General features: G+C 73.3%; 14 protein-coding genes. 6 read left to right on the plus strand and 8 right to left on the minus strand.

Annotated elements, in window-relative coordinates; genetic code table 11:
* Positions 1 to 2: 2 nt before the first annotated feature.
* Positions 3 to 407: a hypothetical protein gene (locus tag ABEB06_RS18920; protein ID WP_345698043.1), complete on the minus strand. Its 405-nt coding sequence runs from the start codon at positions 405 to 407 to the stop codon at positions 3 to 5.
* A gap of 54 nt (positions 408 to 461) precedes the next feature.
* On the opposite strand from ABEB06_RS18920, the gene ABEB06_RS18925 reads away from it, so the two are divergent.
* From ABEB06_RS18925 to ABEB06_RS18940, 4 genes are all read left to right on the plus strand, one after another.
* Positions 462 to 893, plus strand: a complete 432-nt coding sequence (locus ABEB06_RS18925) for a nuclear transport factor 2 family protein (protein ID WP_345698044.1) — start codon at positions 462 to 464, stop codon at positions 891 to 893.
* 50 nt (positions 894 to 943) lie between these two features.
* Positions 944 to 1,675, plus strand: a complete 732-nt coding sequence (locus ABEB06_RS18930) for a TSUP family transporter (protein ID WP_345698045.1) — start codon at positions 944 to 946, stop codon at positions 1,673 to 1,675.
* 100 nt (positions 1,676 to 1,775) lie between these two features.
* Positions 1,776 to 2,138, plus strand: a complete 363-nt coding sequence (locus ABEB06_RS18935) for a YciI family protein (RefSeq protein WP_345698046.1) — start codon at positions 1,776 to 1,778, stop codon at positions 2,136 to 2,138.
* Positions 2,135 to 3,424 carry an RNA polymerase sigma factor gene (locus ABEB06_RS18940; protein WP_345698047.1) on the plus strand — a complete coding sequence of 430 codons (1,290 nt, stop codon included), beginning with the start codon at positions 2,135 to 2,137 and terminating at the stop codon, positions 3,422 to 3,424. The genes ABEB06_RS18935 and ABEB06_RS18940 overlap by 4 nt, the downstream gene beginning before the upstream one ends.
* On the opposite strand, the gene ABEB06_RS18945 is transcribed toward ABEB06_RS18940, so the two are convergent.
* From ABEB06_RS18945 to ABEB06_RS18965, 5 genes are all read right to left on the minus strand, one after another.
* Entirely contained in the window at positions 3,376 to 4,827 is a 1,452-nt protein-coding gene (locus tag ABEB06_RS18945; RefSeq protein WP_345698048.1) for a cellulose binding domain-containing protein, read from the minus strand. The genes ABEB06_RS18940 and ABEB06_RS18945 overlap by 49 nt on opposite strands.
* A 58-nt stretch (positions 4,828 to 4,885) precedes the next feature.
* Entirely contained in the window at positions 4,886 to 6,394 is a 1,509-nt protein-coding gene (locus ABEB06_RS18950; RefSeq protein ID WP_345698049.1) for a beta-N-acetylhexosaminidase, read from the minus strand.
* A 38-nt stretch (positions 6,395 to 6,432) separates the two neighbouring features.
* On the minus strand, positions 6,433 to 7,182 hold the full coding sequence (locus tag ABEB06_RS18955; protein ID WP_345701900.1) for a carbohydrate ABC transporter permease: 750 nt from the start codon (positions 7,180 to 7,182) through the stop codon (positions 6,433 to 6,435).
* A gap of 77 nt (positions 7,183 to 7,259) precedes the next feature.
* Positions 7,260 to 8,186: a carbohydrate ABC transporter permease gene (locus ABEB06_RS18960; RefSeq protein ID WP_345698050.1), complete on the minus strand. Its 927-nt coding sequence runs from the start codon at positions 8,184 to 8,186 to the stop codon at positions 7,260 to 7,262.
* A 16-nt stretch (positions 8,187 to 8,202) separates the two neighbouring features.
* Positions 8,203 to 9,474, minus strand: a complete 1,272-nt coding sequence (locus ABEB06_RS18965) for an extracellular solute-binding protein (protein WP_345698051.1) — start codon at positions 9,472 to 9,474, stop codon at positions 8,203 to 8,205.
* Positions 9,475 to 9,653: 179 nt separating this feature from the next.
* Here ABEB06_RS18965 and ABEB06_RS18970 point away from each other — a divergent pair, with 179 nt between their 5' ends.
* Positions 9,654 to 10,403 (plus strand): GntR family transcriptional regulator, encoded by a 750-nt coding sequence (locus tag ABEB06_RS18970; RefSeq protein WP_345698052.1) that lies wholly within the window; start codon positions 9,654 to 9,656, stop codon positions 10,401 to 10,403.
* A 366-nt stretch (positions 10,404 to 10,769) separates the two neighbouring features.
* Here ABEB06_RS18970 and ABEB06_RS18975 read toward each other — a convergent pair whose 3' ends face one another.
* Positions 10,770 to 11,969: an ROK family transcriptional regulator gene (locus tag ABEB06_RS18975; protein ID WP_345698053.1), complete on the minus strand. Its 1,200-nt coding sequence runs from the start codon at positions 11,967 to 11,969 to the stop codon at positions 10,770 to 10,772.
* Between the two features lie 136 nt (positions 11,970 to 12,105).
* Here ABEB06_RS18975 and ABEB06_RS18980 point away from each other — a divergent pair, with 136 nt between their 5' ends.
* Positions 12,106 to 13,458 carry a GH1 family beta-glucosidase gene (locus ABEB06_RS18980; RefSeq protein WP_345698054.1) on the plus strand — a complete coding sequence of 451 codons (1,353 nt, stop codon included), beginning with the start codon at positions 12,106 to 12,108 and terminating at the stop codon, positions 13,456 to 13,458.
* A gap of 73 nt (positions 13,459 to 13,531) precedes the next feature.
* Here the strand turns inward: ABEB06_RS18980 and ABEB06_RS18985 are convergent, their stop codons facing one another.
* Positions 13,532 to 14,668, minus strand: a complete 1,137-nt coding sequence (locus ABEB06_RS18985) for a serine hydrolase domain-containing protein (protein ID WP_345698055.1) — start codon at positions 14,666 to 14,668, stop codon at positions 13,532 to 13,534.
* Between the last annotated feature and the right edge of the window lie 23 nt (positions 14,669 to 14,691).

Consider the following 14,691-nt stretch of genomic DNA (forward strand, 5'->3'; position numbering starts at 1 on the left):
GCTCACCCCTGCGGGCCGCCGATCCCGGTGATCGACCGGTCGGCGGCCCGCACCGTGTACCGCACCGGCAGCGTGCCGCCCCGCCGCCACTCCTCCACGACCAGCACCGCCCCGCCCGCGCACCCCGTCCGCCACGCGTCCGGCGGGTCCGCGGCCCGGAACACCGGGTCCAGCCGGTGCGCGGCGGCCCACGCGTCGAGCCGCGCGTTCAGCTCCGGCGTCAGGTAGAGCGCCCGCACCTCGGACGGCGTCCGCCCGGTGCCGCCGAGACCGAGCACCGCGTCCCGGTACGCGGCCACGAACTCCCCCACCAGGGCGGCGTCCTGCCCGCACCCGGCCGCCTCGGCGGCCGCCGGGCCCTGCGCCGCGAGGGTCAGCGCCGCCACCAGGACCACCTTGCGGAACATATAACCACTACTCCAAGATTGAAGGGTTAGGATCGGACCTGCCGAGGAGCCCCCGTGACCGTGCCGCGCCCACCGCTGCCCCCGTTCACCGCCGAGAGCGCCCGCGCCAAGGTGCAGGCCGCCGAGGACGCCTGGAACTCCCGCGACCCGCAGCGGGTCGCGCTCGCGTACACACCGGACTCGGTCTGGCGCAACCGCGAGCAGTTCATCACCGGCCGCGCCGAGATCGAAGCGTTCCTCACCCGGAAGTGGGAGAAGGAAAAGGAGTACGCCCTGCGCAAGGAGCTCTGGGCGCACACCGAGGACCGGATCGCGGTGCGCTTCCAGTACGAGTGGCACGACACCGACGGCCGCTGGTGGCGCTCGTACGGCAACGAGCTGTGGGAGTTCGACGAGGCCGGCCTGATGCGCCGCCGCGAGGCGTCGATCAACGACGTGGAGATCTCCGAGGCGGAGCGCACGATCTTCGGACCCCGCGTCCGCTGACCACCCGCGGGCCCGGCAAGCTGGACCTGACCGACCGGAGGAGCGCCGCCATGCCCGACACCTGGACCACCGCGCTCGCGCTCGGCGCGATCGTGCTGGTCGGCTCCTCGGTGCAGCGGATGGCGGGGATCGGCTTCGCCCTGGTCTCGGCGCCCGCACTGGTGATGGTGCTGCCGGCGACCGAGGGCGTGGCGCTGTCCAACTGCGCGGCGGGCGTGATCAGCGCGATCGGCCTGGCGGGCGCGTGGCGGCAGGTACGGCTGCGGGCGATGCTGCCGCTGGTCGCGGCGGCCGCGGTGACCGTGCCGGTCGGCGCGTGGGTGGCGGCCCGGCTGCCGGAGCCTGCCCTGCTGGTGTCGATGGGCGTGCTGGTGACCGCGGCGGTGCTGCTGGTGCTGCGCGGGGCCCGGGTGCCGGCGCTGCGCGGGACGGGCGGGGCGTTCACGGCGGGCGCGGCGAGCGGGTTCATGAACGCCTCCGCGGGCGTGGGCGGCCCGGCGATCTCGCTGTACGCGGTGAACGCGGGTTGGACCGTCCGCGAGTTCGTGCCGAACGCCCAGTTCTACGGACTGCTGGTGAACGTCTTCTCGGTCACCGCCAAGGGCCTGCCGCACCTGGCGGCGCCGTCCTGGGCCCTGTGCGGCGCCGCCGTGCTGGCCGGCAGCGCGATCGGGACGGTGCTGGCCGCCCGGACGCCGGAGGGCCCCGCCCGGCGCTTCGTGCTGCTGCTGGCGCTGGCCGGCGGGGTCACCACCGCCGTCAAGGGCATGTCGGGACTGTGAGCCGGGAAAGATCTTCGAAAAGTTTCCGGGGCGGATGTCGAGAAGCCCGTCCGGGCTCCGACTGAGGGACGACAGCACAGCGCGAGAGGGGACACCCGGGATGAAGTACCTGCTGATGACCTACGGCAACCAGGAGAAGTGGGCCGCCCTGTCGGCCGAGGAGTGGCCGGCCGCGATCGCCGCGCAGGAGGCGTTCAACACCCGGTACCGGGAGAGCGGCGAACTGCTCGGCGCGTACGGGCTCGGCGACGCGGCCGTCTCGCGGCTGGTGCGCCGCCAGGAGGGCCTGCCGGCGGTCAGCGACGGCCCGTACCTGGAGACCAAGGAGTACATGGCCAGCTTCTACCTGCTGGACTGCGAGAGCGAGGAGCGCGCGCTGCGGATCGCGGCGGACATGCCGTGGGCGGACCGCGAGCCGGTCGAGCTGTGGCCGATCCTGCACGAGTCCCCGATGGCCGGATGAGCACCGGACCCCTGCCCGAGGACCTGCTGCGCGAGCTGGCGCCGCAGGTCCTCGGCGCGCTGGTGCGCCGCCACGGGCAGTTCGACAGCTGCGAGGACGCGGTGCAGGAGGCGCTGCTGGCCGCGGCCGTGCAGTGGCCGGCCGAGGGCGTGCCGGCCAACCCGCGCGGCTGGCTGGTGACGGTCGCCTCCCGCCGGCTGGTGGACCAGGTGCGCAGCGACCGCGCCCGCCGCGAGCGGGAGGACCGGATCGTCTTCGCCACCCCGCAGTCGGAGCTGCTGGCCCGGCCCGCCGACGCGGACGCCGGCCAGGACCGGGACGACTCGCTGGCCCTGCTGTTCCTGTGCTGCCACCCGGCGCTGTCCGCGCCGAGCCGGATCGCGCTGACCCTGCGCGCGGTGGGCGGCCTGTCCACCGCGCAGATCTCGGCGGCGCTGCTGGTGCCGGAGGCGACCATGGCGCAGAGGATCAGCCGGGCGAAGCAGACCGTCCGCAGCTCCGGCCTGCCGTTCGCGCTGCCGGAGCCCGCCGAGCGGGCGCAGCGGCTGCGCGAGGTGCTGCAGGTGCTGTACCTGGTCTTCAACGAGGGCTACACGGCCAGCTCGGGGCCGGAGTTGACCGCTCCGGCGCTCTCCGCGGAGGCGGTCCGGCTGGCCCGGCTGCTGCGGGCGCTGCTGCCCGAGGACGCCGAGGTGGCGGGTCTGCTGGCGCTGATGCTGCTGACCGAGGCCCGGCGGGAGGCCCGGACGGCCGCGGACGGTGCGCTGGTGCCGCTGGCGGAGCAGGACCGTGCCCGCTGGGACGCCGGGGCGATCGCCGAGGGGGTGACGCTGGTGTCCTGGGCGCTGCCGCGCGGCGAGGTCGGCCCGTACCAGCTGCAGGCGGCGATCGCGGCGGTGCACGACGAGGCGCCGTCGGTGGCGGAGACCGACTGGCCGCAGATCCTGGGCCTGTACGAGCTGTTGGAGCGGGTGTCGCCCGGTCCGATGGTGACGCTGAACCGGGCGGTGGCGGTGGCGATGGTCCACGGGCCTTCGGCGGGGCTGGAGTTGCTGGAGGTGCTGGCGCAGGACCGGCGGACGGCCCGGCACCACCGGCTGGTCGCGACCCGCGCCCACCTGCTGGAGCTGAGCGGTGAGCGCGCGGCCGCGGCCGCCGCGTACCGGCAGGCGGCGGCGCTGGCCACGAGCGTGGCCGAGCGCCGCCACCTGGCGGGCAGGGCTGTGGAGCTGGGCGATCAGCTGCCGGGGACGGTGTCGGTGAAGGTGGTGCCGGCGGAGCGGTAGCCGGCGACCTTCGAGGAGACCTGGGCCGGGGTCAGCACCTGGTCCTTGACGAAGTACACCCAGTCGACCTGCTCGTTGTACGAGCGCGGGGTGGACGAGGTCTGCCCGTTGAGGTCGATCAGCCAGTGGTTGAAGTCGATCCACTGCGGGGTCTCGGGCAGGTAGGGCTCGCCGTGGGTGGCGACGACCTGGCCGTCGATCCAGTAGGTGATGGCGGAGTTGTCGACGGTCAGCAGCAGGTCGTGCCACCCGTCGTAGGACTGCCGCTGCTCGCCGTGGGCGTTGACGGCGTTCCACGGGTCCGGGTTGTAGGTCTCCCAGGAGGTCTCGTACATGATGTTGCCCTGCTCGCCCCAGCCGCCGTTGGGCAGGTACTCGAAGTCCTGCTCGCTGTAGTTCGGGTCCATCGGGGCGTTGAGCGGGGTGAAGGTGAAGAAGGTCTGGTTGACGTGGTCGCCGTCGGGGCCGCCGGTCGGGGTGTCGTTGAACTTGACCCGGGCCGCGTAGGTGCCGTTCTTGAACTTCCGCGCGGTGGTCTGGATCTCGGTCTCGCGGGTGCCGGCGGCGGTGCCGTCGGTGGTCAGCCGCATGTTCATCACGGTGGCGCTGCCGGTGCCGACGAAGGTGATGTCCTGCGGGGACCAGGTGGCGCCGGGGACGCCGGGGCCGCCCTGGCCGGACTTGACGGTCCAGCCGTGCTGCTGGATCGCGGCGTCGGAGCTGCTGCCGTACGCGAAGTCGTCGAACAGCGCGGGGGCGTTGGGGTCGACCGGCGGGGTGGAGGTGGAGCCGGACGGCGAGGGCGACGGCGAGGAGGTCGGGTTGTTGCCGGCCGGGGCGGTGCCCCAGATCAGCGCGCCGTTCTTCTGGACGGTGACCTTGGTCCAGTTGGCGTAGGAGGTCTGGCTGCCGCTGAAGGAGTAGTCGTCCGACTGGGTCAGGGTCTGCCAGTCGGAGCGGTAGAAGCGCAGTTGCATGTCGCCGGTGGACTGGCCCGGGGCGAGCGAGCCGGCGCCGGCGGTGAAGCCGATCTCCAGGTAGCGGTCGGCGGTGGCGGTGGGGTTGGCCAGGGTGCCGAAGGTGCCGGTGATGTTGCCGCAGCCCTTGACCGCCCAGGAGCAGGCGAAGCGGTAGCTCACCGACGGGCCGTCGGACTTGAAGTAGTAGCGCAGCGTGGTGCCGCTGAGCGCGACGGTGGTGGTGCCGGTGTTGGTGAGCTGCAGCCAGGGCTCGGACTGGTCGGCGGTGGCTCCGCTCGCGCTGGTGCGGTACTGGGCGGTGAGCGCGTCACCGGCCGCGGCCGCGGGTTCGGCGAGGACGAGGCCGGTGCCGATCAGTCCGGCGGCGGTGGCGGCGGCCAGCGCGGCGCGGGCACTGGCGGGTATGCGCAGTCGTGCGGACACGAGATCCCTTTCCGTGGGGGTGGTGGTACGGGACGTGCTGCGGTGCTGGTGTGCGGTGCTACCTGCGGGTGGTGATGCCCAGCGCGGCCAGCCGGGGGGCGTGGTCGCGCAGGGCGGGCAGGAAGTCGGTGGCCCAGTCGCCCGCCGGGTTCCAGGCGCGGTCGGCGAGGGCGAGCAGGCGGGGGTAGAGCAGGTGGTCGTACTGCTCCTCGGTGGTGACGAACTCGGTCCACAGCTGGGCCTGGGTGCCGAGCACCCGGGCGGTGTCGGCGGGCGCCCAGTGCGCGGGGGCCGGGTCGCCGGCGTGGACGGCGTGCAGGTCGACGACGGCGCCGGCCTGGCCGAGCGGCTCGTCGGGGGAGTCGCTCTGCGGGTAGTCCAGGTAGGTGGACAGGTGCGGGGCCATCACCACGTCGTGGCCGCGGCGGGCGGCGGCCAGGCCGTGGTCGGCGTCGCGCCAGGGCATCACGGTGAACTCGGGCGGCAGCGAGGAGGAGCTGTCCTCGGCCCAGCAGACCGGGCGGCGGCCGTTGGCCATCAGGTGGGCGCCGACCTGGGCGAGGAACCAGCCGTGCAGCTCCTTCGGTGCGGCGAGGCCCAGTTCGGCGGTGCGGGCGAGCGCGCCGGGGGCGGTCTCCCACTCGGTGGTGGGGCACTCGTCGCCGCCGAGGTGGATGTACCGGGACGGGAAGAGGTCCATGGTCTCGTCGAGGACGGTGCGGCAGAAGTCCAGCACCCCGTCGTGGACGCCGAGGATGGTGTCGCACACGCCCCACTCGGTCCACACGTCCAGCTGCCGCCCGGGCCGGTTGCCGAGCTCCGGGTAGGCGGCCAGCGCGGCGCGGACGTGTCCGGGCATCTCGATCTCCGGCACCACCCGCACCCCGCGCTCGGCGGCGTACGCGACCAGGTGGCGCAGTTCCGCCTTGGTGTAGGCGCCGCCGTGCGGGACGTCGTCCCAGCGGTCGGAGCCGGCCTGGCCGAGCATGGAGCGGGCGCGGACCGAGCCGATCTCGGTGAGCCGGGGGTAGGCGTCGACGGGCAGCCGCCAGCCCTGGTCGTCGGTGAGGTGCAGGTGCAGCACGTTGAGCTTGTGCAGGGCGATCCGGTCGACGGTGCGCAGCAGGCGGTCCATCGGCTGGAAGTGCCGGGCGGTGTCGACCATCAGGCCGCGCCAGGGGTGCCGGGGCCGGTCGGCGATCTCCACACAGGGCAGGGTCCAGGCGGTGCCGGGGGCCGGGCGGTCCCGCAGGGCCTCCGGTGGGAGGAGCTGGCGCAGGGTCTGGATGCCGTGCAGCAGTCCGGCGGGGCGGGCGGCGACCAGCCGGACGCCGTCGGGGGTGATGCTGAGCCGGTACCCCTCGGCGCCGAGCACGGCCGGGTCGAGGGCGAGGACCACGGCGCCGTCCGGGGAGACGGGCAGCGGCAGCCCGGTGGCGGGGGCGAGCAGGGTGCGCAGCAGCCGGGCGGCCGGCTCGGCGGCGGCTTCGGCGCGGACGGCGGTGGCGGCGTCGAGGGTGAACCGGCCGGCGGTGCGGTGGGCCCGCACGGGGGTCGGGAGGATCACGGGGGGTTCTCCTGGGGTCGGGGGTTCCTGGTGGACGGTCAGCCCTTGACGGCGCCGGCGGTCAGACCGGCGGTGACCTTGTTCTGGAGGACCAGGAAGATCAGCAGCACGGGCAGCATGAACAGCCCGGCGGCGGCCATGGTGGCGCCCCAGTCGGTGCCGAAGACGTTGGCGAAGGAGGACAGCCAGACCGGCAGGGTGCGGGCGTCCTGGTTCTTGATGATCAGGGTGTTGGCGAAGGCGAACTCGTTCCAGGCGGTGATGAAGCCGAACAGCGAGGTGGCGAGCAGGCCGGGGGCGAGCAGCGGCAGGGTGATCCGGCGGAAGGCCTCGGGCCGGGTGCAGCCGTCGACCCGGGCGGCCTCCTCCAGTTCGACCGGGACGGCGGCGAGGAAGCCGCGCAGGGTGACGATGGTGAACGGCAGGGTGGTCATGAAGTAGACCAGGGTGAGCATGGTCAGGCTGTCCAGCAGGTCGGTGTCCCGGGCGATCACGTACATCGGGATCAGCAGCGCCTCCCAGGGCGCCATCTGCGCGGTGAACACCAGCAGCAGGAAGGCGCGCCGGCCGTGCCAGCGCAGCCGGGCGACGGCGAACGCGGCGAGCAGCGCGACCAGCAGGGCGAGCAGCACCGAAGCACCGGTGACCAGCAGGCTGTTGCGCCAGAAGGTGCCGAAGCCGGGGGCGGAGACGGCGGTGCGGTAGTGCTCCAGGGTGGGGTGGAGCGGCAGGAAGGTCGGGGTGTCGGCCTGGATCTCGGCGGTGGGCTTCAGCGCGGTGATCGCCATCCAGTACACCGGGAAGGCGCAGACCGCGAGGACGGCGAGGCCGGCGAGGTTGAGCGGCAGGCGCCGCAGGGCGGGGATCACGGGTTCTCCTCGGCTTCCTGGCGGTGCATCCGGCGCAGGGTGGCGACCAGGGCGGTGAGCAGGATCAGCACGGTCAGGGTGGAGACCGCCGAGCCGAGGTCGTACTTGTGCAGGGACTGGGCGATCTGGAAGGCGTAGACGGGCAGGGTGGTGGTGGCGCTGTTCGGACCGCCCTGGCTGACCACCCAGATCTGGGCGAAGCACTTGAAGGTCCAGATCACCTCCAGCGAGGTGACCAGGGCGAACAGCGGGCGCAGGACGGGGAAGGTGACCAGCCGGAAGGTCTGCCAGGGTCCGGCGCCGTCCAGGCGGGCTGACTCGTACAGCTCGTTCGGGATGGTGGTCAGCCCGCCGTACAGGGTGAGTGCGGCGAACGGCACCGACTGCCAGACGATCAGCGCGACCAGCACGGCGAAGGTGGCGTCCTCGTGGGCGAACCAGGCGTAGTCGCGGAAGCCGTGCAGCCCCAACTGGTCAAGTACCCAGTTGACCACTCCGAACCGGGACTGGAAGAGCCACTGGAAGACGGTGGTCGCGGCGATCACCGGGGTGGCCCAGGTGAGGACCAGGGCGCTCATCACCGCGAGCCGCATCCGCCGGCCGAGCCGGATCAGCAGCAGCGCGGTGAGGGTGCCGAGCACGGTGATCAGGACGGTGTTGAGCGCGGTCCAGGCGAGCGTGCGGCGGACCACCCGCCAGAACTCCGGGTCGTCCAGCACCTCGGTGTAGTTGGCGATGCCGACCCAGGGCGCACCGCCGCGGATCAGCTCGGCCATCCGGAAGTGCTGGAAGGAGATCAGCAGGTTCCGGGCGAGCGGGTAGAGCAGGAGGAACGCCGCGCCCACCACGGTGGGGGCGACCAGCAGGTAGGGCCCGACCCGGCTGCGGATCGGCGGTCGGGCGGTGGGCGCGGCGGTGGGCACGGCGGTGGACTCCCGGTCAGGACGAGCTGTTGAGGGCCTTGGTGATGGCGTCGGAGGCTGCCTTGCCGGCCGCGTCCGGGTCGGCGCCGGTGAGCACCTGGGTCATGTACTGCTTGATCGGGTTGTTGGCCTCGACGGCCGCCCAGTTCGGCGAGTTGGGGGTGGCGTGGCCGTTGACCGCGCCGGCCGCCATCGCCACCGCGCCCTCGTTGCCGGCCAGTGCGCCGGCCAGCGAGGTGCGGTTGGGGACGTAGCTCATCTCCTTGGCCATCTCGGTCTGCCACTTCGCCCCGGCCAGCGCCTTGACCACCTGGTAGGCGGCGTCCTGGTGCTTGGAGGACTCGGGGACGACCAGGTCGGAGCCGCCGGTGAAGACCGCGCCGGGCTTGGCCGCGCTCTTGCCGGGGATCGGGAAGAAGCCCAGCTTGTCCTTGAGCTCCGGGTTGGCCTTGACGATGGCGTTGGCGCCGCCGGGGGTGGAGATCACCTGGGCGATGTGGCCCTTGGCGAACACCTCGGCCTGCAGCGGCTTGCCCTCGTCGGCGTCCTTGGGGCCCTTCCCGAGCGCCTGGAGCCGGCGGTAGAAGTCGATCGCGGCGCGGGCCTGCGGGGTGTCCAGGGCGCCCTTCCACTTGCCGTCCGAGCCCTTGACCGCCAGGTCGCCGCCCTCGTCCCAGACGAAGCCGGCCAGCGCGTACCAGGTCTGCCCGGTCAGGTAGATGCCCTCGTTGCCGCCGGAGTTGAGCTTCTCGGTGGCGGCCAGCCACTCCTCGCGGGTCTTCGGCAGGGCGGTGACGCCGGCCTGCTCGAAGAGGTCCTTGCGGTAGATCACCACGCGGTTGGCGGCGTACCAGGGGATGCCGTACTGCTTGCCGTCGATCCGTCCGGGCTCGGCCAGGCCCGGGATCCAGTCCAGGCCCTCCAGCTCGGCGACCTTGTCGCTGAAGTCGTGCACGCCGCCGCTGGCCGCGTACTGGGCGACCTGGGTGTTGCCGACCTCGATGACGTCCGGCGCGTCCTTACTGGCCAAGGCACTGGTCACCTTCTGGCCGATGCCGTCCCATTCCTGGATCTGGACGTTCAGCTTCAGGTTCGGGTGGGTCGCCTCGAAGTCGGCGCGGAACCGCTGGAGGTAGCCGTCGGTGACGCTGTCACGCATGATCCAGACGGTCAACTCCTGGCTGCTGGAGGAGCTTTCACTCGACTGTCCGGTGGAGGAGCAGGCCGCCGTACCGGCCAGGACAGCGGCGGCGAGGAGCAGGCGCAGCGGTGGTGCGGAGGGTCTCACGGAGACGTCACCTCATGGGGGAAGGGGCCGAAAACTTACCAGTGGCTCTGACTGGTAAAGGAATGTGGCATAGACCAGTTGGGCCGTCAAGGCCTGCGGCGGGGGTGGATGGTGCACACTGGTCAAGGCCCGACTACGCTCGGCCGCTGGTTCGACCACGACAGGAAGGGCGGAACGGCATGGGCGGCGAGGCCTCCGGTCCCGCGTACAAGCGCACCCGGGTCCGCGACTACCTGCGGGACTACGTCGAGTCGCGCTCCCCCGGCGACCCGATCCCCTCCGAACGGACCCTGTGCGAACAGCTCGCCGTCTCCCGGCCGACCCTGCGCTCCGCCGTCGACGAACTGGTCTCCACCGGGCTGATCGTCCGCGAGCACGGCCGCGGCATGTTCGTCGCCCCCGCGAAGATCACCCAGGAGCTGGCCGCCGCCACCGAGGACCACGCCTTCGTCCTGCCGCGCGCCGCCGGCACCTGGACCAGCCGGGTGCTGGAGTTCTCCACCGTCCGGGCCGGCGCCCGCGTCGGCCGCAAGCTCAACCTCTCCCCCGCGGTCGAGATCGTCTACATCGCCCGGCTGCGGCTGGTCGACGGCGAGCCGATGGCCATCGAGTACCTGCACGTCCCGGCCTCCCTGGTCGGCGGACTGCGGGCCGAGGAGATGGAGAGCGGCGACTTCTACGAATTGCTGCGCGACGCCCACGGCGTCCGGGTGCACGAGGCCACCCAGTGGATGGAGCCCACCGTGGTCAGCGAGAAGGAGGCCCGGCTGCTCGACGTCCCGGTGCTCTCCCCCGCCCTGCACGTCGAACGCCTCACCACCGACCGCACCGGCCGCCCCGTCGAGTACGTCCACTCGCTCTACCGCGGCGACCGCTACCGGATCGTCTCCCACCTCTCGCTCGGCGACCCGGACGCCCCCGCCGGGTGAGCCCCGCGCCACACCGGCGCGCACCCGGGCCACACCCGGCCCCGCCGTGCTGCTCCCGGTCCACAACCGCGACAGGAGGGCGCACGACGACCGATCCCGAACCGGCGACCGAGACCTACCTCGACCACCGGGAAGTGCTCTTCTCCACCGTCCACTCCGTGCTCGGCAGCGTCGCCGACACCGAGGGCGTCCTGCAGGAGACCCGGCTCGCCCGGACCACCCGCACCGCCGGCCCGGCCGGAGACCGGGGGAGAACTGCGAGGCCGGCCACGCGGCTGGCCGGATCCGCGCTGTCGGCCGGTCACGGAGCCGGCGTCGCCCACGCGGCAAAGCCGCACATCGGCGGAGCCCCGAGCCCCGGCCACTTCACCGCCGGGGGTCCGCGCCTGCCCCCAGCAGCGCCTCCAGCGGCAGCATCGCCGCCCCGAACGCCACCGCGTCCGACCCCAGCGACCCCATCTCGACCGTCACCTGCCCGAACGGGAACGCCAGCGCCTGCCGCTCCGCCGCCTCCCGGATCCGCGGCAGCAGCCGGGGCCCGAGCAGCAGCCCGGCCCACCCGCCGAGCACCACCCGCTCCGGGTTGAACAGGTTGATCAGGTTGGCGATCCCCGCGCCCAGGTAGTCCGCCGTCTCCGCCAGGACCCGCTCCGCCTCGGCGGACGGGTCGGCGAGCAGCGCCGCGATCGCCGCCTCCTGGTCGTCCCCGGCGAGTCCGCCGCCGACCTCCCGGTGCCGTTCCACGACCGCCCCGGCGCCGACGTACGCCTCCAGGCAGCCCCGGGCCCCGCAGCGGCACTCCCGCCCGCCGTACACGAGCGTGGTGTGCCCCCACTCGCCGGCGGTGGAGCCGGCGCCCCGGTAGGCCGCGCCGTCGTTGATCACCGCGGCGCCGACGCCGGACCCGACCAGGGCCACCACCGCGTGCCGGGCCCCGCGCCCGGCGCCGAACCACATCTCGGCGCGCCCCTGCGCCTTCGCCCCGTTGTCGACGAACACGGGTGCGGTGACGCCGCGTTCGCGCAGCAGCCGCTCCAGCGGCACCGCCTGCCAGCCGATGGTCGGGGCGTGCACGGCGATGCTCTCGCCGCGCTCGACCATGCCGGGGACGGCCACCCCGATGCCGATCACCTGGTCGGCCTGGACGCCGGCCGCGCCGAGCACCCGGGCGAGCCCGGCCACCACGTGGTCGGCGACCTCGGCGGGTGTCGGCCGCTCGCCGGCCAGCGGCAGGTCGGCCTCGCCGCGCCGTTCCATCGCGAGGTCGAAGAGCTCGACCTTGACCCCGGTCTCGCCGACGTCGGCGCCGACGAGGTACCCGTAGCGGGGGTCGACCCGGAGCATCACGCGCGGCCGCCCGCCGTCGGATTCGACCTGGCCGACGGGCACGATCAGCCGCTCGTCGACGAGTTCGCCGGTGAGGTTGGAGACGGTGGCGCCGCTGAGCCCGGTGAGCTGGGCGAGTTCCAGCCGGCTGAGCGGGGCGTCGAAGAACAGCTTGGAGAGCAGTATCGAGCGGTTGCGGCGGCGGATGTCGCGCGCGCTGGTGCGGGACCTGTCGTCCATGGGGCTGTCCTCGACTCGCGGGCTTCGGTGGGTCCTGTTGTCGCTCACCATCTTGACGCTTCGACCGCCTCAAGATTTAATCCAGACGATAATTCAATGCTTGAGTTAAGCCCGCGAGGGCTTCTTGGGGAGCAACATGAGCCAGCTGCGGGACCTTGGGCCGGAGTTCGTCTGGGGTGCGGCCACCTCCGCGTACCAGATCGAGGGTGCCGCCGCCGAGGACGGCCGTACCCCGTCCATCTGGGACACGTTCAGCCGGGTGCCCGGCGCGATCGACAACGCCGACCACGGCGACGTGGCCTGCGACCACTACCACCGGATGCCCGGGGACGTCGCCCTGATGCGCGAGCTCGGCCTGGACGCGTACCGCTTCTCGGTGTCCTGGAGCCGGGTGCTGCCGGAGGGCACCGGCCGGATCAACGAGGCGGGCCTCGGCTTCTACGACCGCCTGGTCGACGAACTGCTCGCAGGCGGGATCACCCCGTACGCCACCGTCTACCACTGGGACCTGCCGCAGGCCCTGCAGGACCGCGGCGGCTGGCCGGAGCGCGACACCGCCCACCGCCTCGCCGAGTTCGCCGGGGTGCTCGGCGAGCGCCTGGGCGACCGGGTCGCCGACTGGTTCACCATCAACGAGCCGCTGTGCTCGGCGTGGATCGGCCACCTGGAGGGCCGGATGGCCCCGGGCGAGCGCGACCTGGAGCGGGCCGTCCGCGCCTCGCACCACCTGCTGCTCGGCCACGGCCTGAGCATGGAGGCGCTGCGCGCCGCCTCGCCCGGCCCGGTCCGGGTCGGCGCGGTGCTCAACCCCAGCCCGGTGGAGGCCGCCTCCGACCGCCCGGAGGACGTCGCCGCCGCCCGCCGGGTCGACGGCCACGTCAACCGGTGGTGGATGGACCCGCTGTTCGGCCGCGGCTACCCGGCCGACATGGTCGAGGCGTACGGCGTCGAGCCGCCGGTCCAGGAGGGCGACCTGGAGCTGATCGGCGCCCCCGCCGACCACATCGGCATCAACTACTACTTCCGCCAGATCATCGAGGACGACCCGCAGGGCCCGGCACCGCGCGGCCGGATGGTCACCGACCCGTCGTGGCCGGTCACCGGCATGGACTGGGAGATCCACCCGGCCGGCCTGGAGGACGTGCTGCTGCGGATCACCGACGAGTACGGCGCCCGCAAGGTGTTCGTGGCCGAGAACGGGTCCGCCTTCCCCGACCTGGTCCGGGCCGACGGCAGCATCGACGACCGGGAGCGCACCGAGTTCCTGGAGCAGCACCTGGCGGCCGCCGCCCGGGCGGTCGCCAAGGGCGTCCCGCTGGCCGGCTACTTCGCCTGGTCGCTGATGGACAACTTCGAGTGGGCGTACGGCTACGACAAGCGCTTCGGCCTGGTGCACGTCGACTACGACACCCAGGTCCGCACGGTGAAGGCCAGCGGCCGGCGCTACGCCGACCTGATCGCCCACCACCGAGGGCTCGTCCGAGGCTGACCCGCAGCCGGCCGAGGACGCAGGCGACGAGGGGGCCGGCAGCAGCCGGCCCCCTCGTCCGCGTCCGGAGGCGTCAACGGGCCGCGCGGGCGGCCCGCACCACCGCCGCCGCCAGCCGGTCGTTCTCCGGCGCGGCACCGGACGGCGGGAAGACGAAGCGCCGCCGGGTGTAGCCGTACGCCACGCCGCTCGCCGGGTCGGCGAACCCCTGCGCGCCGGACACCCCGCAGTGGCCGAAGGCGTCCGGGCCGAGGAACGGGTAGCTCAGGCCCGACGTCTCGAAGCCCAGCGCGAAGTTGTCCACCGAGCCGGTGACCAGGTCGGTGCCCGGGTAGTGGACGGTGGTGAACTCGGCGACGGTCTCCGGCTCCAGCAGCGGCCCGCGGCCACCGAGCCCGCTGATCGCCGCCGCGTACAGCCCGGCGACGCCGCGGGCGCTGCCCACCCCGCCGGCCGAGGCCGAGCCCCCGGCCCGGGTCTCCCGCTCGTTGACGAAGTTCACCAGGTCGGTGCGCAGGTTGAAGGAGATCGCGAACAGGCTGTCCTTCCCGGGCATCGGCTGCGCGAGGAACTCGGTCAGCTGCTCCGGCGTCGGCTCGGCGCGCAGCAGGGAGCGGAAGCGCGGCTCCAGCTCGGCGGGCAGCCCGAGGTACAGCTCCAGGCCGTGCGGGGCACGGATCCGCTCCTCGTACAGCTCCTGCAGGGTGCGGCCGGTCGCCCGGAGGACCACCTCGCCGGTCAGCGCGCCGATCACGGTGGCGTGGTACCCGTGGGCGCTTCCGGGCTCCCAGTACGGCTTCTGCGCGGCCAGCCGGGCGGCGATCAGCCGGTCGTCGGCCAGCTCGGCGGCGGTGAACCCGTCCTCGACCGAGATCACCCCGGCCCGGTGGGCGAGCAGCTCGCGCAGGGTCAGCCGGTCCTTGCCCTCCGCCGCGAACTCCGGCCAGTACGCGGCGACCTCGCGGTCGAGGTCGAGCACGCCGTCCTGCACCAGCAGGGCGACCAGCAGGTGCGCGGCGCCCTTGGTCACCGAGTAGACGCCGGTCAGGCTGTCCTGCTCGACGCCTTCGGACCACAGGTCCACCACCGGCCGCCCGTCCAGGTACGCGGCGAGCTGTGCGCCGGGCGCGGCCGGCTCCTCGGCCAGGAAAGCCCCGAACTCCTCGCGGACGCCTTCGAACCCCTCGGCGACCGTCCCGTGCACGGACATGGCTGACCCCCTTGTTGACCGCG

Origin of the sequence: Kitasatospora terrestris (assembly GCF_039542905.1) — a bacterium.
Taxonomy (GTDB): Bacteria; Actinomycetota; Actinomycetes; order Streptomycetales; family Streptomycetaceae; genus Kitasatospora; species Kitasatospora terrestris.